General features: G+C 57.3%; 26 protein-coding genes. 16 read left to right on the plus strand and 10 right to left on the minus strand.

The features are described 5' to 3' along the window. Window positions 1-109: 109 nt before the first annotated feature. Entirely contained in the window at window positions 110-1,060 is a 951-nt protein-coding gene (locus AD668_RS00180; protein WP_053152875.1) for a homoserine kinase, read from the minus strand. 57 nt (window positions 1,061-1,117) lie between these two features. Continuing rightward, complete coding sequence (locus AD668_RS00185) at window positions 1,118-1,408, minus strand: DUF2782 domain-containing protein (protein WP_053152877.1); 291 nt, start codon at window positions 1,406-1,408, stop codon at window positions 1,118-1,120. A 74-nt stretch (window positions 1,409-1,482) separates the two neighbouring features. On the opposite strand from AD668_RS00185, the gene polA reads away from it, so the two are divergent. After that, entirely contained in the window at window positions 1,483-4,290 is a 2,808-nt protein-coding gene (gene polA / locus AD668_RS00190; protein WP_053152880.1) for a DNA polymerase I, read from the plus strand. 423 nt (window positions 4,291-4,713) lie between these two features. Here the strand turns inward: polA and yihA are convergent, their stop codons facing one another. Continuing rightward, on the minus strand, window positions 4,714-5,358 hold the full coding sequence (gene yihA, locus AD668_RS00195) for a ribosome biogenesis GTP-binding protein YihA/YsxC (RefSeq protein ID WP_053152883.1): 645 nt from the start codon (window positions 5,356-5,358) through the stop codon (window positions 4,714-4,716). A gap of 191 nt (window positions 5,359-5,549) precedes the next feature. On the opposite strand from yihA, the gene AD668_RS00200 reads away from it, so the two are divergent. The 7 genes from AD668_RS00200 to AD668_RS00230 all read left to right on the plus strand — a co-directional run bounded on the left by AD668_RS00200 (window position 5,550) and on the right by AD668_RS00230 (window position 12,740). Continuing rightward, entirely contained in the window at window positions 5,550-5,840 is a 291-nt protein-coding gene (locus AD668_RS00200) for a cytochrome c5 family protein (RefSeq protein WP_053152886.1), read from the plus strand. A gap of 46 nt (window positions 5,841-5,886) precedes the next feature. Further along, window positions 5,887-6,516, plus strand: a complete 630-nt coding sequence (locus AD668_RS00205; RefSeq protein ID WP_053152889.1) for a cytochrome c — start codon at window positions 5,887-5,889, stop codon at window positions 6,514-6,516. A 199-nt stretch (window positions 6,517-6,715) separates the two neighbouring features. Then, entirely contained in the window at window positions 6,716-7,357 is a 642-nt protein-coding gene (locus AD668_RS00210; RefSeq protein WP_053152891.1) for a thiol:disulfide interchange protein DsbA/DsbL, read from the plus strand. A gap of 14 nt (window positions 7,358-7,371) precedes the next feature. Further along, on the plus strand, window positions 7,372-8,250 hold the full coding sequence (locus tag AD668_RS00215) for an endonuclease/exonuclease/phosphatase family protein (protein ID WP_053152894.1): 879 nt from the start codon (window positions 7,372-7,374) through the stop codon (window positions 8,248-8,250). Further along, a complete protein-coding gene (locus tag AD668_RS00220) occupies window positions 8,247-10,166 on the plus strand; it encodes a GGDEF domain-containing protein (protein ID WP_053152897.1) in 1,920 nt (639 codons plus the stop codon). Before AD668_RS00215 ends, AD668_RS00220 begins: the two co-directional genes overlap by 4 nt. 104 nt (window positions 10,167-10,270) lie before the next feature. Beyond that, a complete protein-coding gene (locus AD668_RS00225) occupies window positions 10,271-11,050 on the plus strand; it encodes an N-acetylmuramoyl-L-alanine amidase (RefSeq protein ID WP_053152900.1) in 780 nt (259 codons plus the stop codon). A 76-nt stretch (window positions 11,051-11,126) separates the two neighbouring features. After that, entirely contained in the window at window positions 11,127-12,740 is a 1,614-nt protein-coding gene (locus AD668_RS00230; protein WP_053152903.1) for an EAL domain-containing protein, read from the plus strand. 7 nt (window positions 12,741-12,747) lie between these two features. Here AD668_RS00230 and AD668_RS00235 read toward each other — a convergent pair whose 3' ends face one another. Together AD668_RS00235 and algB are read right to left on the minus strand one after the other, a co-directional pair. Next, window positions 12,748-14,535 (minus strand): KinB sensor domain-containing domain, encoded by a 1,788-nt coding sequence (locus AD668_RS00235; protein ID WP_053152906.1) that lies wholly within the window; start codon window positions 14,533-14,535, stop codon window positions 12,748-12,750. Between the two features lie 10 nt (window positions 14,536-14,545). Then, window positions 14,546-15,892: a sigma-54-dependent response regulator transcription factor AlgB gene (gene algB, locus AD668_RS00240; protein WP_053152909.1), complete on the minus strand. Its 1,347-nt coding sequence runs from the start codon at window positions 15,890-15,892 to the stop codon at window positions 14,546-14,548. 440 nt (window positions 15,893-16,332) lie between these two features. Here algB and AD668_RS00245 point away from each other — a divergent pair, with 440 nt between their 5' ends. From AD668_RS00245 to AD668_RS00260, 5 genes are all read left to right on the plus strand, one after another. Continuing rightward, complete coding sequence (locus AD668_RS00245; RefSeq protein ID WP_053152912.1) at window positions 16,333-16,620, plus strand: hypothetical protein; 288 nt, start codon at window positions 16,333-16,335, stop codon at window positions 16,618-16,620. A gap of 72 nt (window positions 16,621-16,692) precedes the next feature. Continuing rightward, window positions 16,693-16,857, plus strand: coding sequence for a DUF1328 domain-containing protein (locus AD668_RS28390; RefSeq protein ID WP_003170804.1), 165 nt, complete (start codon window positions 16,693-16,695; stop codon window positions 16,855-16,857). 1 nt (window position 16,858) lies between these two features. Then, the gene (locus AD668_RS00250; RefSeq protein WP_053152914.1) at window positions 16,859-17,323 is read left to right on the plus strand and encodes an inhibitor of vertebrate lysozyme family protein; all 465 of its coding nucleotides are present in this window, start codon (window positions 16,859-16,861) and stop codon (window positions 17,321-17,323) included. A gap of 702 nt (window positions 17,324-18,025) precedes the next feature. Continuing rightward, window positions 18,026-19,357 carry a glutamate/aspartate:proton symporter GltP gene (gene gltP / locus AD668_RS00255; RefSeq protein ID WP_053152918.1) on the plus strand — a complete coding sequence of 444 codons (1,332 nt, stop codon included), beginning with the start codon at window positions 18,026-18,028 and terminating at the stop codon, window positions 19,355-19,357. A gap of 190 nt (window positions 19,358-19,547) precedes the next feature. Further along, window positions 19,548-20,777 carry a nucleoside recognition domain-containing protein gene (locus AD668_RS00260; RefSeq protein ID WP_053152921.1) on the plus strand — a complete coding sequence of 410 codons (1,230 nt, stop codon included), beginning with the start codon at window positions 19,548-19,550 and terminating at the stop codon, window positions 20,775-20,777. Here the strand turns inward: AD668_RS00260 and AD668_RS00265 are convergent. Continuing rightward, window positions 20,759-21,862, minus strand: a complete 1,104-nt coding sequence (locus tag AD668_RS00265; protein ID WP_053152924.1) for an aminopeptidase — start codon at window positions 21,860-21,862, stop codon at window positions 20,759-20,761. The genes AD668_RS00260 and AD668_RS00265 overlap by 19 nt on opposite strands. A 59-nt stretch (window positions 21,863-21,921) precedes the next feature. Between AD668_RS00265 and AD668_RS00270 the strand changes: the two genes are divergently transcribed. Together AD668_RS00270 and AD668_RS00275 are read left to right on the plus strand one after the other, a co-directional pair. Continuing rightward, entirely contained in the window at window positions 21,922-22,344 is a 423-nt protein-coding gene (locus tag AD668_RS00270; protein ID WP_053152927.1) for a hypothetical protein, read from the plus strand. Between the two features lie 40 nt (window positions 22,345-22,384). Continuing rightward, window positions 22,385-22,807, plus strand: coding sequence for a hypothetical protein (locus AD668_RS00275; protein ID WP_053152930.1), 423 nt, complete (start codon window positions 22,385-22,387; stop codon window positions 22,805-22,807). 4 nt (window positions 22,808-22,811) lie between these two features. Here AD668_RS00275 and AD668_RS00280 read toward each other — a convergent pair whose 3' ends face one another. Then, a complete protein-coding gene (locus tag AD668_RS00280) occupies window positions 22,812-23,045 on the minus strand; it encodes a DUF1161 domain-containing protein (protein WP_053152935.1) in 234 nt (77 codons plus the stop codon). Window positions 23,046-23,180: 135 nt separating this feature from the next. Beyond that, complete coding sequence (locus AD668_RS00285; RefSeq protein WP_053152938.1) at window positions 23,181-23,612, minus strand: OsmC family protein; 432 nt, start codon at window positions 23,610-23,612, stop codon at window positions 23,181-23,183. Window positions 23,613-23,850: 238 nt separating this feature from the next. Between AD668_RS00285 and AD668_RS00290 the strand changes: the two genes are divergently transcribed. Further along, on the plus strand, window positions 23,851-24,852 hold the full coding sequence (locus AD668_RS00290; RefSeq protein ID WP_053152940.1) for an LLM class flavin-dependent oxidoreductase: 1,002 nt from the start codon (window positions 23,851-23,853) through the stop codon (window positions 24,850-24,852). A 61-nt stretch (window positions 24,853-24,913) separates the two neighbouring features. Here the strand turns inward: AD668_RS00290 and AD668_RS00295 are convergent, their stop codons facing one another. Together AD668_RS00295 and AD668_RS00300 are read right to left on the minus strand one after the other, a co-directional pair. Then, on the minus strand, window positions 24,914-25,135 hold the full coding sequence (locus AD668_RS00295; protein ID WP_053153009.1) for a DUF1161 domain-containing protein: 222 nt from the start codon (window positions 25,133-25,135) through the stop codon (window positions 24,914-24,916). A gap of 123 nt (window positions 25,136-25,258) precedes the next feature. Next, complete coding sequence (locus AD668_RS00300) at window positions 25,259-25,474, minus strand: dodecin (RefSeq protein WP_053152943.1); 216 nt, start codon at window positions 25,472-25,474, stop codon at window positions 25,259-25,261. Window positions 25,475-25,611: the final 137 nt, after the last annotated feature.

Genomic DNA, 25,611 nt, shown 5'->3' on the forward strand with positions numbered 1-25,611 from the left:
CGTGTTTAACCATGCCAAGCGCGTTATCGTTAACGACCATCGCCAGCAAGCCGGCAGCTACAGAGTTACGCATATCTCTGGAGCTGCCGAACGCTTCGATCTTTTGCTTTTAGAGTGCGAAAGGCAACGGGGTATTGACCATCTGCCGCTGCGCCAGCCGCAGCTGGAACTCCATCGGATCGTGAATCAGCACGTCCTGCCCGGCAAACGACTCCGCCGCGATCAAGCGCGACAACCAGAATCGCACACACGCTACCCGCAACATGGTCGGCCACAGTTCGGCTTCGGCAGCAGTGAACGGACGCAGCGCAGCATAAGCGCCCAACAAGGCCCGCGCTCGCGGTCCGTCGATCAAACCGTCGTCGTCCGAACACCAGTCGTTCAAGGCAATCGCCACGTCGTAGAGCATCGGGCCCGAACAGGCGTTGTAGAAATCGATCAACCCGGTCAGGTGCGTGCCTTCGAACATCGCGTTGTCGCGGAACAGGTCGGCATGGATGTTGGCGCGTGGCAGTGCCAGAATTTTCTCTTTCTGGTGCGCGATCTCATCCAGCGCCCTTTGCAGCAGATCTTTTTGCTCGGCATTAACGTGCGACAGAAACTCTGTGCCCTCCTCGAGCATCCAGTCCAGGCCACGATCGGTTTTGCGCTTGATCATGTTCTTCTGGGTCGCCAGGTGCAGGTGGCCGAGCAACTCGCCCACTTGTGCACAATGTTGCGCGTTGGCTTGTTTGATGTGCTTGCCGGCCAGGCGCGGTTGCAACAGTGCAGGCTTGCCGGCCAGTTCGCGCAAGGCCACGCCGTCGGTGGTGCGGATGGCGTAAGGCACCGGCAGATCGGCTTCATGCAGGACGTCGAGCAGTTCGATGAAGAATGGCATCTCCTGGACCGGGCCGCGCTCGACCAGGGTCAGGACAAATTCGCCCTGCTCCAGGCTGATAAAGAAATTGGTGTTTTCGCTACCCGCGGCAATCCCCTGGAAATCAAGCAGGCGGCCGAGGCCATAAGGGGCGAGAAAAGCTTCCAGCTCGGGCCGAGCCAGGGGGGTGAACACAGACATGTTTAAACTGCCAGTACGGGCGCCGCTGTTGGGCCAGCGCCGATTGAAATTAAGAAACTACTTCCACTCAAAGATTTTCCACGCGGGAATCAGCATATCTGGCTGATCCGAGCGGATAAAGTTTGCATCCGTCCCGTCGGAGCGCACCAGGAAATACGGTGGTGCGCCCTTCGGAGTGACCTTGATCGCATACAGAAAACCATTTTGGCGATACTCCTGAATGACCTTGTCCCCTTCCGTGCGGATCGTGACTTCCGGTTCCGCCGATGGCGCATCGTCCGCCGCCATGACGGCCAGTGGTGTGATTGCAAACAAGCCAGCCAGCAACAGGCGATTTAGTGTGCGCATGATAACCTTGTCCCTTTGTCGTCAACGGTCCCGCTATTCTAGCGCCGGACCCGCCGAAAAGGTTGATCCTGCTCATGAGCCAAGCCCCCCTCGTCCTGGTGGACGGTTCTTCTTACCTGTACCGCGCTTTTCACGCGCTGCCACCGCTGACCACTTCCAAAGGCCTGCCGACCGGCGCGGTCAAGGGCGTGTTGAACATGCTCAAGAGCCTGCGCAAGCAATATCCGGATAGTCCGTTCGCCGTGGTGTTCGACGCCAAGGGTGGGACTTTTCGCGATGACATGTACGCCGAATACAAGGCCAACCGTCCGAGTATGCCCGACGACATGCGCGTGCAGATCGAGCCGCTGCACCAGAGCGTGACCGCCCTCGGGTTCCCGTTGCTGTGCGTCGAAGGCGTCGAGGCCGATGACGTGATCGGTACCCTGGCCCGCAGCAGCGCGGCCGCCGATCGCCCGGTAATCATCTCCACCGGCGACAAGGACATGGCGCAACTGGTCGACGGCCACATTACCTTGGTCAATACCATGACCGGTAGCAGCATGGACGTGGAGGGCGTGAAGGAGAAATTCGGCGTCGCTCCGGAGCAGATTATCGATTATCTGGCGCTCATGGGCGATTCTTCCGACAACATTCCGGGTGTTCCAGGTATCGGCCCGAAGACCGCTTCGGGCCTTTTGGTTGGTGTGAATGGCGGCCTCACCGAGCTCTATGCACAGCTCGACATCGTGCCGACCCTGCCGATTCGCGGCGCCAAGACCCTGCCGGCCAAGCTCGAAGAGCACAAGGAAATGGCTTTCCTTTCCTATCGGCTGGCGACCATCAAGGTCGACGTGCCGTTGGACGTTGGTCTCGATGACCTGAAAATGGGTCCTGAAGATCCGGTGAAACTCTACGAGTTGTACACCCTGCTGGAGTTCAAGAGCTGGCTGAACGACCTTGATCGTGACGCCAAACGCCTGGAGCTGAGTGCAGCTGCCGAGCCTGCGCCGGCCGCCGATCTGTTCAGCGAGCCCGAGGTCCAGGCATCGGCCGCCGCTGCTGAAGCCGCTTATGAAACCATTATCGATCAAGCGCGTTTCGATGTCTGGCTGGAAAAGCTGAACAACGCCAAGCTGTTCGCCTTTGACACCGAAACCACCGGCATCGACGCGCAGCAGGCGCAACTGGTGGGATTGTCTTTCGCCGTGCAGGCCAACGAAGCGGCCTACATCCCGCTGACCCACTCCTACATCGGCGTGCCCCAGCAGCTGGATCGCGACACCGTGCTGCGCGCCCTCAAGCCGATTCTGGAAGACCCGAACAAGCTCAAGGTCGGCCAGCACGCCAAGTTCGACATGAACATCCTGGCCAACTGCGCCATCGGCGGTGATCAAGCCAACGGCATCACCGTGCGCGGCATCGCTTTCGACACCATGCTCGAATCGTACGTGCTCAACTCAACGGCCACGCGCCATGACATGGACAGCCTGGCGCTGAAATACCTGGACCACACTACCGTGAGTTTTCAGGACATCGCCGGCAAAGGCGCAAAACAGCTGACGTTCGATCAGATTGCCCTGGAGCAGGCAGGCCCTTATGCCGCCGAGGACGCGGACATCACCTTGCGTCTGCATCAGACGCTGTTCGAAAAACTCACTGCGATCCCGAGCCTCGCCAGGGTGCTGACCGACATCGAAATCCCATTGGTGCCGGTACTGGCGCGCATCGAGCGCCAGGGCGCTTTCGTTGATGCCGCGCTGCTTGGCATTCAGAGCATCGAGCTGGGGGACAAGATGGTCGCGCTGGAGCGTGAAGCCTTCGAGATTGCCGGTGAAGAGTTCAACCTTGGATCACCCAAGCAATTGGGCGTGATTCTCTACGAAAAACTGGGTCTGCCGGTGCTGAAGAAAACCGCCAAGGGCCAGCCGTCCACCGCCGAAGAGGTGTTGGCCAAACTGGCCGAGGACGACTATCGGCTGCCCAAGGTGCTGATGGAATACCGTTCCATGAGCAAGCTGAAGAGCACTTACACCGACCGTTTGCCGGAGCAGATCAACCCGCGTACCGGGCGGATTCACACGTCGTACCATCAGGCGGTGGCGTCTACCGGGCGGTTGTCTTCCAGCGATCCGAACCTGCAAAACATTCCGGTGCGCACCGCGGAAGGGCGTCGTATTCGTCAAGCTTTCGTGGCACCGACCGGTTACAAATTGCTGGCAGCGGACTATTCGCAGATCGAATTGCGGATCATGGCGCACCTGTCCAGGGATGAAGGGTTGATGAACGCCTTCCGCCACAATCTGGACGTGCACACCGCCACCGCCGCCGAAGTCTTCAAGGTCGAAGACCTGGCGAACGTGACGTCCGACCAGCGTCGTAGCGCCAAGGCGATCAACTTCGGCCTGATCTACGGCATGGGTGCGCAAAAGCTCGGCAAGGACATTGGCGTTGATACCAAAACCGCCAAGGCTTACATCGATACGTATTTCGCCCGTTATCCCGGCGTGCGCCAGTACATGGATCGCACCCGCGCGCAGGCAGCTGAGCAGGGTTTCGTGGAAACCTTCTTTGGGCGCCGGCTGTACCTGCCGGACATCAACTCCAACAAGCCGCAGGAACGCGCCGCTGCCGAGCGCACCGCTATCAACGCGCCAATGCAAGGTACCGCCGCAGACATCATCAAGAAAGCCATGGTTGCGGTGGATAACTGGCTGACGGTCTCGGGCCTGGACGCCAAAGTCATCCTGCAGGTGCACGATGAACTTGTGCTGGAAGTGCGTGAGGATCTAGTCGATCAGGTCCGCGAAGAAATTCGCGTGCACATGAGTGAAGCGGCGAAGCTGGATGTTCCGCTTTTGGTGGAAGTCGGTGTCGGAAATAACTGGGATGAGGCTCACTAACCCGTCTGAAAAGGCCACGACCCCCTGTAGGAGCGAGCCTGCTCGTGAAGGTGTATCAGCCACATTGACTTGGATGACACTCCATCGCGAGCAAGCTCGCTCCTACAGAGAGATCATCGTTTGTGTGCGGCGAAATGCCGCGGCAGAGGGGGCGAGGGCTGTTTAGTTCGAAACGTTCTTGGGATTATTCCAAAGCGAATTAAAAATAATCTGAACTAATTGTCGATTCAGGCACTCAGAGTTACTGAATGGCTGGTGAAGCCCTTCGATGCTCCTATGTTGTGTTAAGTGTTGGCAGATATCTGGACCCCGCCCTAGCGGTCTAGAACTTGAACCCCGGAACTTCCCCCTCCCCATAAGAAGCCCGGGGTTTTTTTTGCCCGCAGGAAACTGCCTGAGCGCGGTTCAGGCAGTTTCCTACGTTTACTGGGCTTGTGTTTCGGCGCCCTTGTCCGCCAATTCCATCCACCCTGCCAATACAGTGTAGGCGTCTTCCAGGCCCATGCGTTTCGGGGCCGAAAAAAGCTGAATGGTCACGAGATCGCCCCAGCCCTTGCGAATTTCAGCCTGGACTTTGAGCAGTGTGTTCTTGGCGGCGCCATAAGTCAGCTTGTCCGCTTTGGTCAGCAAAATATGCATTGGCATGCCCGCAGCAACGGCCCAGTCGAGCATCAGCAAGTCGAAATCGGTCATCGGATGGCGGATGTCCATCATCAGGATCAACCCCTTCAAACTCTCGCGGCCACCGAGGTAGGCTTCCAGGTGACGCTGCCAGTGTTGCTTGAGCGGGATCGGTACTTTTGCATAACCGTAGCCCGGCAGGTCGACCAGACGGCGTTCATCGTCTAGCTTGAAGAAGTTCAACAGTTGCGTGCGACCTGGGGTTTTCGAGGTCCGCGCCAGGCTGGCATGGGTCAGGGTGTTCAGTGCACTCGACTTGCCGGCGTTGGAACGCCCGGCGAAGGCGACTTCGAAGCCCTCGTCATCCGGACATTGGTCGACTTTGGCGGCGCTGAGCATGAAGGTGGACTGTTGGCACAGACCGAGGATGGGATTCTTGAGTTGCATGAGATTTCCGATGTGGGCGGCGCCAGGAATGGGTGCGGCAAGCAGTGTCGCTTCCGTTTCAGTGACGCCAGTATATAATGCCGCAGATTTTGTGTGCGCTTTGTCCCAGCGTAGGATGAAGTTCACGAGAGCGACAGACCTTGATTGCGCATTAGAACGCAGCACGCTCTCAACCCTGAAAAGGTCGTTTTATGACGAAATGGCTGCTAGCTGCCGGTGTCTTGATGCCGCTTTACGGCGCTCAGGCTACACAGGATCCGGAAGCTGTGTACAACCGTGTTTGTGGTGCCTGTCATTCCGGCCAACTCCCCATGGCGCCGCAAAAAGGCGATCAGGAAGCTTGGACGCCGAGGTTGGCGAAAGGTATGGAGACGCTGGTGCAACACGTGACCCAGGGTTTCAAGGCGATGCCGCCGCGTGGTTTGTGCATGGACTGCAGTGCCGAGGATTACCAAGCCATCATCCACTGGATGAGCGAGTAAGCCCGGTCCATAACTCTTTAACCCTTAGCCGTAGTTGGATTAGCTGATGAACAAATTGATCGTGAGTCTGCTGTTGACCGTGGGGATCTCCGGCATTGCCAATGCTGCAGGTGAGCCAGTAAAACCCGGTGACGCCACCGCAGGCCAGGCAAAAGCCGCCGTATGTGGCGCTTGCCACGGACCGGATGGCAACAGCATGGCGCCAAACTTTCCAAAACTGGCGGGCCAGGGTGAGCGTTACCTGACCAAGCAGCTGCACGACATCAAGTCGGGCAAGCGCACCGTTCTGGAAATGACCGGTCTGCTGACCAACCTGAGCGATCAGGATCTGGCGGACATCGCCGCTTACTTCGCCAGCCAGAAAGGCAGCGTCGGTGCCGCGGACCCGAAAATTGTGGCACGAGGCGAAGCATTGTTCCGTGGTGGTGACATGGCCAAGGGCCTCCCGTCCTGCACCGGCTGCCACTCGCCAAACGGCACAGGTAACGCTGCGGCCGGCTTCCCGCACCTGGGTGGCCAGCACGCTCAATACGTCGCCAAGCAACTGACCGATTTCCGCAAGGAAGAAGGCGGGCGTACCAACGATGGCGACGCAAAAACCATGCAGACCATCGCCAAGCGCCTGAGCGACGAAGATATCGCTGCAGTGTCCAGCTATATCCAGGGCTTGCACTAAGACCGGCGAATCGGGCGTGACGCGGTTGCATTATCTCTTGCAACGTTAACGCTCGATTAATCCGTTGCGGCAAGTATAAAAAGGGTGGCTTTGGCCGCCCTTTTTTGTGGCCGCTGCCGTTACACTACAGAACTCAAGCCCGCCATGACCTGTCTGAAAACAGGTCGCGCGAGGCGATAAAATTGTCCAGGAGTGAAGCATGCGTAATCTGATCATCAGCGCCGTTTTTGCCGCTGCCAGCCTGTTCGGCATGACTGCCCAGGCCGCCGAAGCCCCCGCTGCGCCTTATGTCGAACTGAGCAATCCGGTTCCGGTTGCCGTGCCTGGCAAGATCGAAGTGGTGGAATTGTTCTGGTACGGTTGCCCGCACTGCTACGCGTTCGAGCCGGTGATCAATCCCTGGGTCGAAAAACTGCCTTCTGATGTGAACTTCGTTCGCATTCCAGCCATGTTCGGCGGCCCATGGGACGCCCACGGCCAAATGTTTCTGACCCTTGAAGCCATGGGCGTCGAGCACAAGGTGCACGCGGCTGTCTTCGAAGCCATTCAGAAAGAACACAAAAAACTGACTGACAAGAATGACATGGCGGACTTCCTGGCCACTCAGGGCGTAGACAAGGAAAAGTTTCTGGCCACCTTTGACTCCTTCGCCATCAAGGGCCAGGTCAACAAAGCCAAGGAACTTGCCAAGAAATATGAAATTTCCGGCGTGCCTACCATTATCGTCAACGGTAAGTATCGCTTCGACGTAGGCTCTGCCGGCGGTGCCGAACAAGCCTTGCAACTGGCCGATAAACTGGTCGACAAAGAGCGAGCGGCTAACAAGGCTGCCGCCAACTAAGGGCATCACTTCCCATGCGCCGCTGGGGCACTGAACGCATCGTTGGCCTGCATGATCCGCAGGTCAACGAGCACCATCTGGAGTCGACGGGCCTGCCCGCAGACAGTCGTTTGCGCCTGCTCAGTTTCAATATTCAGGTCGGCATCAGTACCGAGCGCTACCGGCATTACCTGACGCGGGGCTGGCAACATCTGCTGCCCCATACCGGTCGGGCCGGCAATCTGCAAAAGATCGGCAATCTGCTCGGTGACTTCGATCTGGTGGCCTTGCAGGAAGCCGATGGCGGCAGCCTGCGTTCAGGCTACGTCAATCAGGTCGAACACCTGGCCCAGCTCGGCGCTTTTCCCTACTGGTATCAGCAACTCAATCGAAATCTCGGTCGTCTAGGCCAGCACAGCAATGGCGTGCTCAGTCGCTTGCGCCCGTGGGCCATCGAAGACCATCCGTTACCGGGGCCAAAAGGCCGTGGAGCGATCCTGGTGCGCTTCGGTGAAGGTCCGGAAGCGCTCGTGGTGGTCATGATGCACCTCGCGCTCGGTGCACGCACACGCAGTTTGCAGTTGGCTTATATCCGCGAGCTCATTGGTGGCTATAAGCACCAGGTGCTGATGGGGGACATGAATACACATGCCAGTGATCTGTTGCAAAGCTCTCCATTGCGCGATCTCGGCCTGCTCGCCCCGCAACTGGAAGCGACGTTCCCCAGCTGGCGCCCCCAGCGCTGCCTGGACCATATCCTCCTGAGTCCGACCCTGACCCTTGAAAAGGTCGAGGTACTGGCCCAGCCCATTTCCGATCACCTGCCGGTCGCGGTAGAGATTCGTCTGCCGGGTTCGCTCACGGCCGATGCATTGCCCGCGTTGAGTCCTGCCCTTCGCGGAAGCCCTGAATGAGCGACGACGTACAGCGCTGGAAAGAGAAATACCTCAAAAGCATCGAACAACAGGAAAAACTCGAACATCGCTGGGACGCGCGACTCGACTTGCTGCGTCGCGGGCTGGTGCGCAGCACCTTGGCGGCGGAGGGTACCGATCGCGCTGTGGACCAGTGCATGAAGGAAATGCGCGAAGTGGTGCGCACCGATGACATGGATGCGGGCCTGGCTGCTCTGATTCCGCGTCTGGAGAAGGCCGTGCTCGACTCTGAGCAGCGACGCGAAACCCGGATCAACCAGACCAGCGCGGCCCTGACCGCACTGGTCACTCAGTTACAAACATTGCCGTTGCCACGGGAAGTGAGTCGACCGCTCAAGAATTTCGCCAAACAACTGGATGCCCGGGTTAGCCAAGCGCGAGAGATCCCATTACTGCTCAGTGAGTTGAGCGGGTTGCAGGGCAAGGCACTGAGCCAGCTTGAGGCGCCGACAGAGCCTGAGCGGCCGGGTTTGTTGCAACGACTCTTTGGCCATCGAGATGCGGAAGAGGCGGCTGCGCAGGACCCTGGAATACCTGCTGCGGTCATCGCCGATGCCAAGGTGGCTACGGTAGAGACGATTGACTCGCCGGCTTCGCAAATACCTTTGGTCGAGGGTGCGCTCCAGCCTGTAGACGTTCCAGACGTTGAGAACCGCGAAGATTTTGAGCCTTCAGAGCTACCGATAACCGAGATTGTTTCACCAGCGGCAGAATCGATGATCAATCCTGATGAACTGATCTCGCAGGACTTGCCCCTGTCAGCGACTGCTACGGCGCAGATCTCTGCTGTCGAAGCGGATTCATCCCGGCACGACATTCTTTATGCGCTGCCAGACTCCCCCGAGCCTTCATACAGTTCGGTAGCCAGGCATATTGAAGACACGCTCCTTGGTCTGCTTGATGACCTGACGTTACCGGAACGCCATCGGCCCCAAGCCGAGTCCATGCGCAATCGTCTGAAAAATGGTTTGAACTGGTACGAGTTGCTACCCATTCTCGACGATTTCGCTACGTTGATGTTGGCCATTAACGACAGTGGTCAGCATGAGTTCGAGGCGTATTTACAGCGACTCAACGAGCGCCTTGAGTCTTTCCAGAGCAATCTGCAAGCGGCCAGCGCCGGCCACGCCGACAACCGTTCGGCAGCGCGCGCGATGGACACGCAAATTCGCGAACAGGTCGACGGTTTGCAGAGCAGCATGCAAGAAGCGGCAGATCTGGACGATCTCAAGCACGTGCTGGAAAACCATCTCGAAGGCCTGCTCGGCACCATGGACGAGCACCAGAAAAAACGTGATGAACGAGAGCAGGAAGTCGCTGCGCGCCTGCACAGCCTGGCGGAACGTGTCGCCCATATGGAGCAGGAAGCCCTGGGCTATCGCGAGCACCTTGAAGAGCAGCGTCAGAAAGCCTTGATTGACCCGTTGACCGGCCTGCCCAATCGAGCGGCCTGGAGCGAGCGGCTGGACCACGAAGTCAAAGAGTGGCAGCAACATGGCAATACGCTGTTGCTGGCCATGCTTGACCTCGACCATTTCAAGCACATCAACGACAACTATGGGCACCTGGCTGGCGACAAGGTTTTGAAAATTATTGCCAGCGTATTGCGCAAGCGTCTGCGGGGTACGGATTTCATCGCCCGGTTCGGCGGTGAAGAGTTTGTCCTGTTGATGCCGTCCACGGTACCCGCAGCCGGTCTGACGCGGCTGGAAAGCCTACGTGCTTCCATCGAGGCCTGTCCGTTTCACTTCAAGGGTGAGCCGGTGACCGTCACGGTTTCTATCGGCATGACAGCATTCCGCGTCGGCGAGCATAGCGATCAGGTGCTGAAACGGGCTGACAAGGCGTTATACCGAGCAAAAAATGCGGGCCGCAATCGCGTTGAAGCGGGCTGATGTTCATTTGTTCCATTTTATTTAATTCGCCACCAATGGCGAACGCGTCTCGAGGCAGTACGTTACACTGTTGCATTATAGTCCCGTGCGTATTACCTCTTGCCATGAAATATCTTGCCCTCATTGTGTCTCTGATCCTGCTGGCCGGCTGTGCCAGCGGGCCACGGTTCGACACCGGTCACGCTTCTTCCAACTACGACAGCCGGATCCAGTTCGTGGTGGTGCACTACACCAATGCCTCAATGGAACGTTCGCTGCAATTGTTGACCCATGGCGAGGTCAGCAGTCATTACCTGATCGGTGATGACAAGGGCGCCACAATTTATAAATTGATAGACGAGAGCCAGCGTGCCTGGCATGCCGGGGAAAGTGAGTGGGACGGTCGAACCTGGCTGAACTCTAGTTCCATTGGCATCGAGATCGTCAACCCGGGCTTCAAGGACACTCCAACCGGGCGCCTCTGGTATCCGTATAGCGAAGATCAGATTCAGTCCTTGATCGTACTGCTCAAGGACATCAGCCAACGCTACACCATCAACCCTCGCTACATCATTGGCCACAGTGACATCGCACCGCTGCGTAAACTGGACCCCGGGCCGCTGTTTCCCTGGAAACGTCTGGCTGCCGAGGGCATCGGCATCTGGCCCAACGAACAGGCAGTGGCGCGTCAACAACTGCAGTTCGCCGCACAGTTGCCGAGCATCAGCTGGTATCAGTCTCAATTGGCCCGATTTGGCTATTCCACACCACAAACCGGTGAGCTGGACGTCGCCACTCGCCACGTGATTGCAGCGTTCCAGATGCGTTTTCGCCCTACCCGTTTCGACGGCACACCGGATGCGCAAACGGCAGCGCTTTTGATGGTGTTAAACCAGACAAAATAATGACGACCGCCCGACGGTGCGGGCGCTTTCCCAATCAGCAGCTATAACTCATTGGTAATTCGTCGGATATTTCCCAATGCCTGCTGCTCGAGAAACCTTTCGAAGTTGGTTCTATCGCCCCTGGTTTCTGGGGTTGCTGGCGGCTGTCTTGAGTTCAACGCTTCTGATGACGGGCAGCCTGTTGGTTGCCCTGCATCAGGTCGAGCAAAATGAAAGCCAGGAAATGAACGCTCAGGGCGAACGCTTTCTCGCTCGCCTGGAACAGCTTTTCGGGCAACTGCGTGAAAGCCTCGACGACCTTGAAGCCCAGCCGTTACGAGGTTGCGATGATGAAATGATCGCGACCTTGCAGGCGGTCAGTTTCAATTATCGTTTCGTGTACGAAGCGGTTTACATGGACGCTTCGCGTGTTTGCTCCAATCGACCGCGCCAGGAAGGGTTGTCGCTGATTCGACCGCCAGACATCAAAGGCCCCACCTACAGTTATTGGCTCAACACCACCACCGAACCTGATGAAAACCGTGCCGCGCTAATGCTCGGGCGCGGCAATTTCCGCGTTGCGACCTCGCGTGGGCATTTGACCGATATGGTCGATCTGTCGCCGGATAGCAGTCTGCTGGTGGTGCTCGACCATGGCACACGGGCAATTCCAGTGCTGGGTGTTTCTCAGGCCTGGCCGCCGACCGAAGCCTGGCCGCCGAAAAATCGCGATGCCTTGCAAATTACCCAAACGCGCCTGATCTACCGCATGCCGACCGATAACCCGGAATACCAGTTGGTACTGATCACTCCACGTACAGGCATGCACGTGCCCGCGGTCTGGTTGTGGCTACTGCCGGCCAGCCTGGCCTTGGGCATATGTGTGGGATGTCTGGTATTTCTGCTGGTGCGTCAGCGCCAGTCGCTGGATGCGGAGCTCACAGGTGCGATTCGGCGAGGCGAGTTGCAAGTGCTGTATCAACCGATTTTCGACCTCGACAGCCGTAACTGTGTCGGCGCTGAAGCCCTGCTGCGTTGGCGCAGGCCGGACGGTACGCTGACCAGTCCCGATCTGTTCATTCCAATGGCCGAGAACACCGGGCAGATTCGACAGATGACCGACTTCGTCCTGCAACGCTTGCTTGAGCAGCTTGGGCAGTTGCTGCGCGCCAATCCGCAGCTGTATATCTCGGTCAATCTTGCGGCGTGTGACGTGATGGTCCCGCGGATCGGCCAGGTCATGGAGCGTTTGCTGACGTTGCATCGGGTGGCGGCCCGGCAGATTGCCTTTGAAGTCACCGAGCGTGGTTTGATCGATGTGGTGGTGGCCCGAGAAAACCTGCAAGCCTTGCGAGATGTCGGACATCAGGTGTTGATCGATGATTTTGGCACCGGCTATTGCAGCCTCGCCTACCTGCAAACGCTGCCGGTGGATTGTCTGAAAATCGATAAGGCCTTTATCGATGCCCTGGGCCATGACGCCGCCAGCAGCGGCGTGGCTCCGCACATCATTCACATGGCCCAGTCACTGCACCTGAAGGTGATTGCCGAGGGCATCGAGCATGAATCCCAAGCCGCATTGCTCAGCAGCGAGGGCGTGAAGTTCGGTCAGGGTTGGCTATTTGCCCATGCCCTGAGCGCGGTACAGTTCATTGAGTTGATCACCCGAGGGCGCCGACGCAACGGGCGGCGGCTAGATGATGAAGCGTAGCGACGCTCTAGACGGTCAGCGCCAAATAAAACTGCGTTCCCTGCCCCGGCCGTGAGTAAACGCCCATCCGCCCGCCATGCAGTTGCACGATCTCCTTGCAAAGGGCCAGACCGAGCCCGGCACCGCCCTTCTTGCGCCCGACCTGTACGAACGGTTCGAAGATCCGTCCTTGCTGGCCATAGGCGATACCTTCGCCATTGTCTTCGACGCTGATGATCACGCGATCTCCATGACGCCGGGCCTGTAGACGAATGCGCCCACCTGATCCTGTATGGCGCAGTGCGTTATCGATCAGGTTATCGAGTACCCTATTCAACTGCGGCTCGTCGGCCTGCAATCGAGGCAAAGGTCCCTGTACCTCCACCAGCAGGTCGATTTCCTTTTCGCTGGCCGATTCGGCAAAGCGTGTTTGAGCCTGCTCCAGCAGATCCTCAATGGAGCAGGGTGCGAGGCTGAGTTTCTGCAAACCGTTCTGGTAGCGGGAGAAGTTCAGCAGGTCATTGATCAGCTGCATCAATCGCTGCATCTCTTCGTTGACCGTGTCCAACAGATCGGCCTCCCGGGAATCCGGATCAAAGCGCGCACGCTCGCGAAACAGACCGAAAGCCATGTGCATACCGGTGACGGGTGTTCGCAACTCATGGGATGCCCGCAATACGAATTCGCTCCGCACCCGTTCAAATGCACGCTGCTCAGTCACGTCGTGCAGCACCATCACCGCACCGAGAATATGGCCCTGGGTATGGCTGACGGGGGTCAGGCTGTAGGTCAGCACGCGCGTCTCACCGTCGACCTCGATGTTCAAATCTTCAGGCGCCCGCTCCAGTGTGCCGCCCCGCAAGACCAGTTGCAGTTGCTCATCAAGCTCAGGGCGTTCCAGCGCCGCACCCAATCCCTGCCCCAATCGGTCGGAATCTCTGCCGAGCTGACGCTGGGCTACCGGGTTGAGGTGTTCCAGGCGGCCTTGGCGGTCGATCATCAACAATCCGTCGTCGATGCTGTCGAGTACCGCTTGCAAACGCTGCTGGCCCGCCAGCAGTTCGTCTACGTTGGTGGCCTGATGGTCGCGCAACGCTTCGGCCATGATCCCGAAACGTCGGGTCAGTTGATTCAGTTCCACCGCCGAAGAGATCGGCAACGTGACATCGAAATTCCCCTGACCAATGTTATCCGCCGCCTGGGCCAAGGCTTCGATCGGCTCACCAAAACGCCGAGCGATGGCATGGGCTGTCACGAAACCGATGATCAACACCGCCAGCCCCACCAGCCCGAGCAACCCGGCAATCAGAAGCGCACGTTCACGCGCTTGGCGTTCAGTGTTGTTGATGTTGTCCAGGGCGCGTTTATGTTCGGTGATCAGGCCATTGCGCAGCGCATTGAATTTGTTGGTGAGATCATCGTGACTACTGAGGATGTTCGTGGTGTCCGGCGACTGTTCATACGCCTGAATGAAGTTCAGGTAATCCGCTTTGGCTTTTCTGAACCCATATTCATTACCCTCTTGTGGCTCTTGGGCAATGCCTTGTTCAAGCAATCGGAAATATTGCTGCTTTGAGGTCTCAAAGGCGAGGGAGTCAGGTTTCTCGCTGAGCATGATGATCAGTTGGTCGCCAAGTGTCTGACGTAGTTTGAGGCCCAGATCCAGGGTGGCGAAATTATTGCGGATCACGGCTTCCTGACTGCCAGCCATCTGCATCACGCTGACCAGCCCCAGTAACAGGCCAAGTAGCGCTACGGTAATCAGTGCGGAAATACTCAGGAAGAGCCGAGTCCTCAATTTCATCGCCAGCTTCATTGGCTACGGCTCACAAATTGTACTGTTTGCGTTTGCGGTACAGCGTCGAAGCATCGATTCCCAGGGTCTTGGCGGCTTGATCCAGTGTATCGGCGGTGGCAAGGACTGCGCCGATGTGAGCTTTTTCCAACTCGTCCAGGCTGAGCGCCGCACCGATGCGTGGCGCGTTGTTGACCGGGGTTTCGGCCATGCCCAGGTGGCTGATCTCGACACGTTCTTGCGGGCAGATGATGCTTGCCCGTTCTATGACGTTGCGCAGCTCGCGGATATTGCCGGGCCAGCGGTAACTCAGCAGCGCTTCCCGCGCCTCCTCACTGAAGGCCCGGGCCGGACGTGCATACTCTTTGACGAACCGCGCCAGGAATCGGTCCGCCAGGTTGAGAATGTCTTCGCGGCGTTCGCGCAGCGGCGGCAGGTGCAGGGTGATGACGTTCAGGCGATACAGGAGGTCTTCGCGAAAACGGCCGTCACGTACCATGTCCTCAAGGTTGAGGTTGGTGGCCGCAAGAATGCGCACATCGGCCCGCCGGGTCACCGGGTCACCGACGCGTTCATATTCCTTGTCCTGGATGAAACGCAGCAACTTTGGCTGCAATGTCAGGGGAAAATCGCCGATCTCATCAAGAAACAGCGTTCCGCCGTCAGCTTGATTGACTCGACCCAAGGTACTTTCGCTGGCCCCGGTGAATGCACCACGACTATGGCCGAACAGCTCGCTTTCCATGAGTTCGGCCGTCAGGGACGGGCAGTTGATGGTGACACAGGATTTTTTCGCCCGCTTGCTCCAGCCGTGAATGGCTTGGGACAGCTCGCCTTTACCGGTACCGGATTCACCCAGAATCAAGATATTGGCGTCAGTGGTGGCGACCTGCCGGGCGGTTTCGAGGACGACTTTCATTGCCGGACTGTGGGAGTCCAGTCCGTCCTTGGGTTTGCGTATTTCGCCTTCCAGCGCTTCCAGGCGCGCTGACAGTTGCCGCACTTCCAGTTGTTTGGCGGTGGCGAGCCGCAACTGATCCGGGCTGCACGGCTTGACCAGATAGTCGGCGGCGCCGGCCTGGATGGCGTCCACTGCCGTGTCGACGGCCGAGTGAGCCGTGACAATCACGACTCGCATCCAGGGTGCTTGAATGCGCATTTGCGCCAGCACGTCGAGGCCATTGTCTTCGCCAAGGCGTAAATCGAGAAAACACAAATCGAAAACCTGACGCTGCAACAGCGTTTCCGCCTGCGCAGCGCTGGTGGCGGTGGCGACGCTGTAGCCTTCGTCTTCAAGGCAATATCGGAACGTTCGCAGGATGGCGGATTCGTCGTCCACCAGCAGAATGCGGCCTTGATGCTCAGTGGCAGATTCCATTTTCCTACGCTCCTTAATGAATGATCTGAATTTAGTCCCGGAAAAATCGGGCAAGTTGCATGGTTGATTCTGAGCTATTCCTGCCATGGCAGGGTAGCGCTCATCTTACTGATCAGTTTGTGAGCTGATTTTTCGGGTCTTTTAATAGAAGCCCGGTTTCAGACAACGCCCTGCGTGAATTTCTGACATCTGCGCCCCTCCCGCAATTCCAAAAAAATTACGACTTCGTTGTGATTGATCGTGCAATTCGCACGACCCTACGGGCGCCATCGTGCAGGATGCGCCTGAAATCGTTTTTGATAATTTCATAACATGTTGATTTATAAGGTATTTATTTGAAGAAAGAAGCTGGCATGCAGGCTGCAACTGTCTGATTAACCAGGGCATTCAAGAACAAACGCCCGCCATAGAATCCCGACTTGATTGGGAGGAGCTTCAGGATGAACCGTCAACGTGCCGCCGTCTTGCGCCTTTCGCCGCTGTATGTCCAGCAAGGCTTGTTTGCTGTTTTGGCGCTATTGATCACGTTGATCGCCGGTCAACAGTTTGTGCGCTGGGAGCAGAGCCAGCAGCAGGATGCGGCGCTGACAACGTTTCAACACCCGACCCAAACCCATTTCAGCGCTGTCAGCAGCAGTCAGGCCGACAGTAGCCCAATGCGAATGATGGACGTCGACCAGGCCCAGCCTGTGGATGAAATGCGCCCTCAAGAGCGTTGGGTGTTCTAGGCAACATACCTGTCGCGTTCGCTGCGCCGGGGAAACGCAACACCTTTAAATAGAAGCGTAAGGAGAATCACCATGTTGAGCTGGGCAATCACATTCCTGATCATTGCCATTGTCGCTGCCGTATTGGGCTTCGGTGGTATCGCGGGCACCGCCACGGGTATCGCCAAGATTCTGTTTGTCGTGTTCCTGGTGATGTTCATTGCTTCCTTCTTCTTTGGCCGCCGCGGTCGAGGCTGATATGAGCGGCTTGTTCAAAACACTGGCAGCCGCCCTGCTGTTGGGCGGTAGTGCCATGGCGATAGCGGCCAACGACGGCCAGATACGGGTTAATGAGCTGTTGAATGCAGACCCGCAATACCGTGAAACCTGGCAAGGCGTTGTGAAGAAGGAAGAACGCCTGCCGGAATGGGTGATGAACCTGTCCGGCGATGCCGACCAGATGAATGCTGTTGAAGAGGATGGCAAAAAGTACCTGGTAGGGCCGCTGTGCGAGTCGCAAACGACGTGCCTTAACCAACGCTTGATTGTCGCTGTCGACTTCGACAAAAAGGACGCCTATGCGATGTTGGTTGAGGTGCCGGCTGGATTGCCGGCTGACAAGTCGCCGACACGGCACGCCAGCTACCGCTTTCTCGGCGAGCCGGACCAAGGCATGCAGGACTTGTTGATGGAACAGCTGAAAAAAGATCCAAAGTGGTACTGAAATTGATCACGAAAGGGGCCATGCCGCCGCTTTCTTATTGCGCCACCTGAGGAAGGTGGACGCATGACCAAGGGGTCGGGACGTTCTGCCTGCGTCAGGGGCGGAGTGACCTACGGGTACAGGGAGTACCTGCGTGAGGGCCGGGTCAGGAAAAGCTGCGTCGCAAGTTCGCCGGTCAATCAAGGATCGACGGACTTGCGAAGGGCTTGCTTGAACATCCACCTGAGACATTCTTCCCCTCGTTTTTCCTCTCCTCCGGTCAACTGCGAACGCTTTCGTGTTTTGCGAAGTGATTTCTGTGACCGTATATCGAGAAAAATAAGCGTTATTTTGCCGTGATTTTTCTTGTCTTCACGTGGGATTTTGCCGAAAAAACCACGCACATACACTGCTCAAAAAACAACCTATCTGCTCTGTGATGACCGGTTCACGGCACTTATGCCTGCCGAAATGTCGTATTCGAACCGATTGCGACGTCGCTTTCAGTAAAAAAACCTCATGCCGATTCGGCATGGGGTAGGCGTTTACGGCATTAGACGTCGCTTCCTTGCATCGGAATAGTTGCGCCTTTTTTCGCCTGCCAGAGAGCCATTAACAAGCGCTCCGGGGCTCCTTATACGGGGGCAGATGCACTGGCCGATTCGCCACAAGCGTTCGAGGTCCATGCGTCTGTCCGAGTCAAACTGAAGTAAGGGTAAAGATATGAAGAAGGCAAAGCTTAGCCTCGCCTGGCAGATCCTCATCGGTCTGGTATTGGGGATTGCAATCGGTGCGCTGCTCAACCATTTCAGTGCCGAAAAAGCCTGGTGGATCAGCAACATCCTGCAACCGGCAGGCGATATCTTTATCCGTCTGATCAAGATGATTGTGATCCCGATCGTGATCTCGTCGCTGATCGTCGGTATTGCCGGTGTGGGTGATGCGAAGAAGCTCGGTAGCATCGGTCTGAAAACCATCATCTACTTTGAAGTCGTCACCACCATTGCCATCGTCGTCGGCCTGCTGCTGGCCAACCTGTTCCATCCAGGTGCCGGTATCGACATGAGCACCCTGGGTACTGTGGATATCTCCAAGTACCAGGCGACGGCGGCGGAGGTCCAGCATGAACACGCGTTCATCGAAACCATCCTCAACCTGATCCCGTCCAATATCATCGCGGCCATGGCACGCGGCGAGATGCTGCCGATCATCTTCTTCTCCGTGCTGTTTGGCCTCGGTTTGTCGAGCCTCAAGCCAGAGCTGCGCGATCCGCTGGTCACCATGTTCCAGGGCGTTTCGGAAAGCATGTTCAAGGTCACTCACATGATCATGAACTACGCGCCGATCGGCGTATTCGCACTGATCGCGGTGACCGTGGCCAACTTCGGTTTCGCTTCCCTGCTGCCGCTGGCCAAACTGGTAATCCTGGTTTACGTCGCCATTGCCTTCTTCGCCTTCGTGGTGTTGGGCCTGATCGCACGCCTGTTCGGCTTCTCGGTGCTCAAGCTGATGCGCATCTTCAAGGATGAGCTGGTACTGGCCTACTCCACCGCCTCCTCCGAGACCGTGCTGCCACGTGTGATCGAGAAAATGGAAGCCTATGGCGCACCGAAAGCCATCTGCAGCTTTGTGGTCCCGACCGGTTACTCGTTCAACCTCGACGGTTCGACCCTGTACCAGAGCATCGCGGCGATCTTTATCGCTCAGTTGTACGGCATCGACCTGTCGATCGGCCAGCAACTGTTGCTGGTCCTGACTCTGATGGTCACCTCCAAAGGCATCGCCGGTGTACCGGGCGTATCCTTCGTAGTGCTGCTGGCAACGCTGGGCAGTGTCGGTATCCCGCTGGAAGGCCTGGCATTCATCGCCGGTGTCGACCGCATCATGGACATGGCGCGTACCGCACTGAACGTGATCGGCAATGCTCTGGCAGTACTGGTTATCTCGCGCTGGGAAGGCATGTATGACGATGCAAAGGGCCAGCGCTACTGGAACTCCCTGCCGCACTGGCGCAGCAAGGAAAAACTGCCGGTTGGTGAAGTTTCCAAGAGCTGACACCCTCCGTTGGAGCCGGCTTGCTGGCGATGAACGATAACGCGGTGTGACAGATACACCGCGGTGCAGCAATCGCCAGCGAGCCGGCTCCTACAGATGTGTAGCGCATAGACAAACCCCGGAGAAATCCGGGGTTTGTCGTTTCTGGCCACCCCGCTATCATTCGCGCATCTTTTGGGGGATTTGACTGATGCTTAATGGCCTGTGGCTTGGTTTCTTCGTTGTAGCCGCAATATCGGCGCTGGTTCAGTGGCTGATCGGTGGAAACGCCGGGATCTTTGCGGCAATGGTGGAGAGCATTTTTGCCATGGCCAAGCTGTCGGTCGAAGTGATGGTGCTGCTGTTCGGCACCCTCACCCTCTGGCTCGGTTTTCTACGGATCGCCGAGAAAGCCGGGATCGTCGAGTGGCTGGCCAAGGCACTCGGCCCGCTGTTTTTGCGCCTGATGCCAGAAGTCCCGCCCGGTCACCCGGCCATCGGCCTGATTACCCTGAACTTCGCCGCCAATGGCCTGGGCCTGGACAATGCGGCCACGCCGATTGGCCTCAAGGCCATGAAGGCGCTGCAGGAACTCAATCCCAGCGCCACCATCGCCAGTAACGCGCAAATCCTGTTTCTTGTGCTTAACGCGTCCTCTCTGACGCTATTGCCGGTGACCATCTTCATGTACCGCGCGCAACAAGGCGCGCCGGACCCGACGCTGGTGTTCCTGCCTATTTTGCTGGCCACCAGTTGCTCGACCATCGTCGGCTTTTTGTCCGTGGCCTTCATGCAGCGTCTGCGAATCTGGGACCCGGTAGTGCTGGCCTATATGATTCCCGGTGCCCTCATCCTCGGTGGGTTCATGGCACTTCTGGGCACGATGTCTGCCACTGCGCTGGCCGGTCTGTCATCGATCCTCGGCAACCTGACGCTGTTCGGTCTGATCATGCTGTTTTTGCTGATTGGTGCGCTGCGCAAGGTCAAGGTCTACGAGGCCTTCGTCGAAGGCGCCAAAGAAGGCTTCGACGTTGCGAAGAATCTGCTGCCGTACCTGGTGGCGATGTTGTGTGCGGTGGGCGTGCTGCGTGCGTCCGGGGCACTGGATTTTGGCCTGGACGGAATTCGTCATCTGGTGGAATGGGCAGGTTGGGATACGAGATTCGTCGATGCGCTACCAACCGCCATGGTCAAACCCTTCTCCGGCAGCGCCGCCCGGGCGATGCTGATTGAAACCATGAAGACCTCGGGCGTGGACAGTTTTCCGGCGTTGGTGGCGGCAACCGTACAGGGCAGCACCGAAACCACGTTCTATGTCCTGGCCGTGTATTTCGGCGCCGTGGGCATCCAGCGGGCGCGTCATGCCGTCGGTTGTGCGTTGCTGGCGGAGTTGGCAGGGGTACTGGGTGCAATTGGTGTTTGCTACTGGTTCTTCGGTTGATTGGCGCCTGCTGATCCCGACAGCGCCTTGAGTGCTGCTTTGCGCTCGTTGAGCGGCACCGCGCCAAGCTTTTCCACGGCGGCGTAGAAGTTCTGCCAATCACCGTCGGCCTGACGGAACAGCGCGCCGAACGCAGGCACCCATTGGTCATAAAGACCAAACGGCAGTAGCCTGGCGTTGTTCATTGGGGCATTGATCCAGGCGTCGTAACGTTTGTCTCCTGCCCACTGACGGTCGCGCATTTGTCGATACTCACCGCGCAACCGCTCAAACTCCGTCGCCTTGCGCTGACGCATTTGTTCGGCGGGCAACGGCAGTGCGTACAGTTTCTCCAGTCGTGTACGGGTATCCAGGACCAGTTGAATGAACTGGTCGCGCTGGCGGGCCTGTGCATCGTTGTCCGGTGGCAGGTTGCGAGAGGCGCGCCACTGGCGAGTGCCCTCTTGCTCGACAAAAGTGGCAAATGACTCGTTGAACTCGGTGTCGTCCTTCACATAAATACGCTGATGCGCCAGCTCGTGAAAAATCAGCGTTGCCAGCCGCTCGTCGCCCCAACTCATCATCGAATTCATGATCGGATCGTTGAACCAACCGAGCGTCGAATAGGCCTCGACGCCGCCAATCCACACATCCATACCTTGAAGTCGTTGCAGGGCTGCTTCGCCGCGAGCCGCACTCTGGCTGTAATAACCGCGATAAGCCACGCACCCCGCGATGGGAAAACAATGGTTTTGCGGGGTCAGGGAGAACTCCGGCGTGACGAATACATTCCAGACCACGAACGGCCGGCCAATGTCGGCGTACAGGCGATAGCTCTGGTTATCCGGCAGATGCAGCTGCTGGCTGGCGAACGTCCGGGCCTTTTGCGATTGGGCCAGGTGAGCGCGCAGTTTTTGATCTTGAGCCGGATCGGCAATCACTTCGGAAACGGGTTCCCTGGCCCGCAGCAATTGCAATTGACCACTGACCAACTGGCTGTAATAGCTAACGCTGGCGCAACCGTTGAGTAACAAAAACATCACAGCCGGAAACAAAACGCGAAAAACGCGATCAAGTAACCCAAGGCTTCGAAGCGGCCTGATCAAAATAAAATTTCCATGGAGAGTCTGCCCGCAAGACTATCCCGCCTGACTGGAGCTCCGCTATGCGCATGTTGATGCTGACGGGAAGCCTGCTGATGCTGGCAGGCTGTGCTGGATTCGGACTACCGCACCACGATCCCTCGCAAGCGTGGGTCGATCTGGAATCACAACAAGAAGATACAGCTTTGCAGGCACTGGAGGTCGATGACAAAGCCACTGAGGACAAGCGCTACTTCGAGGTTCAACCCGGCAGCCATGAGTTGACCGTTCGTTACCAGTTCGCCGTGCAGCCCACCAACATCGGCCCTGACGCCGAGCCGCTGTGGCGTGATTGCCAGCTGAACGTGAAGTTCAAGGAATTCAACGCTGGTGAGCGCTATCAACTACAAGCGGGAAATATCGGTTTCAGGCCTTGGGCAAAGCTCTATGATCAACAGCGAAAAGTGATTGGTCACGGTACGCCAGCCGGCTGCCAACGCACCTGATCAGGGTTATGCTGGATGCATATCCCTTGAGACAACCATCATGCGCAGGTTGATGCTGTTACTCGCCGCCAGTATGGTCGCCGGCTGCCAAAGCCCAATGCCGACACCCAATCCGCAGATGGCTTGGGTGGAGTTCTCTACGCCCTTCCCTAACGACAAGTTACTGATGGCTGAACGCCTGGATAAACAGAGACTGCGCGACGGGCGTTATTTCGAAGTCCTGCCTGGTAGCCATGAACTGGTCGTGCGCTTCGACTTTGAAGTGCCCGGCGGCGGGGGCATGAGCACGATGAGCGGCCCTTCGGAACGGCTGTGCTACCTGACCATCAGATACGATCATTTCGAAGCCGGTCAGCGTTACGTGCTTGAAGGCCGCTCAATCGCCTTCACTCCTGGCGCCCGGCTGTATAACGCCAAGCGGGAGATCGTCGCTGAAGATCGGGAATCCTACTGCCTGATGTGAAATGTCAGCGGTCGTTCTTCTGGTAGATGATTTTCTTGGTGCCGTTTTCACACGACCCCACGACCATGTTTTGATCGTGTACTTCGTCGTTGGCGACGATTTCGAGTGTGTAAGACGTTACCCCACGGGCCTGGATCTTGGCTTCGATCTCGGCCTTGAGTTCTTCACAGGGTTTCGGTGCTGCGAGAGCCGATGTGGCCAGCGCACAACAGATAACCGCCAAGGCAAAACGTTTCATGGTTGAAGCTCCTTTGAGGCAGCACGCACGGTCATGCGTTTTGGCTGCTGTCATTTATTCGACCACAGTTTTGCCAGTGAGGTTTTGTTTCAGGGCAAAAAGATCGCAGCCCGGAGGCTGCGATTCAAAAGCGTATTAGCCGACCAGCGTGGCATCCAGGCTGATTTTCGCATTCAGCACTTTGGACACCGGACAGCCTTCCTTCGCCTTGTTGCTCAGTTCTTCGAACTGCGCCTGGGTAGCGCCGGGAATTTTCGCTTTGAGGATGAGTTTTACAGCCGTGATCGCAAAACCGCCCTCTACCTGATCCAGAGTGACTTCAGCGTGGGTGTCGATGCTGTCGGCTTTCAGGCCGGCCTCGCCCAGAATCATTGAAAACGCCATGGAGAAACAGCCCGCGTGGGCCGCGCCGATCAACTCTTCCGGATTGGTGCCTTTGCCGCCTTCGAAACGCGCCTTGAAGCCATAAGGTGCATCTCTGAGCACTCCGGTTTCAGTGGAAATCGAACCGATGCCGGTTTTCAGATCACCTTCCCAATGAGCCGATGCTTTCTTTGTGATAGCCATGCCTGTCTCCTCAAGATCGGCGCGAAGCGTCGCGCCGTTGTGGTTTTCGATTGCCAGGGTTGTGAGGATAGACCGAGGCGCAAAGTTCACCCTGTCCGATCGGGACGCTTTTTTTACAGGATTTGTTACCCGGCTATTGAATCTCGGGTATATGCCCACATTGCATGAAACACGCCTTTGGATTCGGCAGGTTTTTGCTCGCATAAAAACCTGCGCCCTCAATTGGAGAAGCAGGTTTATGAAACGACTGTCCGATATCAAGTTTTCGACCCTCGATCTGGTGCCGGTGCGCGAGAACGGCAGCCCTGCCCAGTCACTGCGCAACTCGCTGGACCTGGCGCAACATGTCGAGAAGTTCGGCTACAACCGCTTCTGGGTAGCCGAGCACCACAACATGGATGGCATCGCCAGTTCCGCTACGTCGGTGCTGCTCGGCTACCTGGCTGGCGGCACGTCGACCATTCGCGTCGGTTCGGGTGGCGTGATGCTGCCCAACCATGCTCCGTTGGTCATTGCCGAACAATTCGGCACCCTGGAAAGCCTTTACCCTGGCCGCATCGATCTGGGCCTTGGTCGTGCTCCAGGCTCCGATCAGCTGACCGCGCGCGCCTTGCGCCGTGAACGCTCCGGCAGCGCCGACGACTTCCCCGAAGACGTAGCAGAACTGGTCCGCTACCTCGGTCCGCGAACTGCGGACCAACGAATCATCGCGATGCCGGGAACCGGGACTAATGTGCCGATCTGGCTGTTGGGCTCAAGCCTGTTCAGTGCACAACTGGCGGGTGAGCGAGGATTGCCCTATGCGTTCGCCTCCCATTTCGCGCCCCGCTACATGCACGAAGCGATTCGCGTCTATCGCAATCACTTCAAACCTTCGGCCGTATTGGATAAACCCTACGTGATGCTCGGTGTGCCTCTGGTAGCAGCCGACACCGATGAGCAGGCCGACTACCTGGCGACTACTGTGTATCAGCGTATTCTCGCGCTCATGCGTGGCCAGAGCCTGGTTCAACGTCCACCCGTAGAAACCATGGATGGCCTGTGGCTACCCCATGAACGGGAAGCCGTGCGCGATTTCCTCGGTTTGGCCATGGTTGGCAGCCCGCAGAAAATTCGCGCCAAACTGGACGTGCTCATTGAGCAGACCCAGGCAGATGAGCTGATTTTTACTTGCGACTTGTATGAACATGCCGATCGCGTGCATTCCTACGAACTGCTGGCGCAAGTCATGAAGGGTTGATCCGAAGACATGGTTACAAAAAAGCCGACGTCATCACGTCGGCTTTTAGGAAGGATTCAGACTACTTCTTGTAAACGATGACTTTGGCACCCTTCTCGCAGGTGCCGACAACTTTTCCATCGGCACGGGTACCTTTGTCGACGATTTCCAGTGAATAGCCGGAAACGCCTTTGGCATCGAGTTTCGCTGCAATTTCGGCTTTCAGTTCTTCGCACGGCTTGCCGTCCGCAAACGCTGAACCCGCAAGGCTCAATAAACCTACCGCCAACATGAACTTCTTCATCGGTTGCATTCCCCTGGTCAAATCAAAAGGGTTATCCAGCGGTCAGCCAGACGCGCTTATATAGCGCTTTGCCATTCCTTGTGGCATTCGGCCAGCGCGCAAGTTCAGAAGACTAGACGAAAGTCAGCTGCTGGCAATTCGGAACCCAACCTTGAGGGTTACCTGAAAGTGCGCGGCTTTGCCGTCCTTGATGTGCCCTCGGGTTTCGGTCACTTCAAACCATTCCAGGTACTTGATGCTTTTACTGGCTTCAGCCAGCGCATTGTTGATCGCATCTTCAATGCTGGTGGTGGACGAGCCGACCAGCTCGACTTTCTTGTAGGTGTGATGATCAGTCATGGCTTTCTCCTTGGGGTGTGAATTACAGCCTAGCAGTGATTTTTCCTATTACTTCTGTCGGCGCATTCGCAGTGAAAGTTCAGATTTACTGCACTTTCTCACTAACCTGAAGTCCCAACCAACACACGCCACTCATC

It is taken from the genome of Pseudomonas sp. P1.8 (assembly GCF_001269805.1).
Classification (GTDB): Bacteria; Pseudomonadota; Gammaproteobacteria; order Pseudomonadales; family Pseudomonadaceae; genus Aquipseudomonas.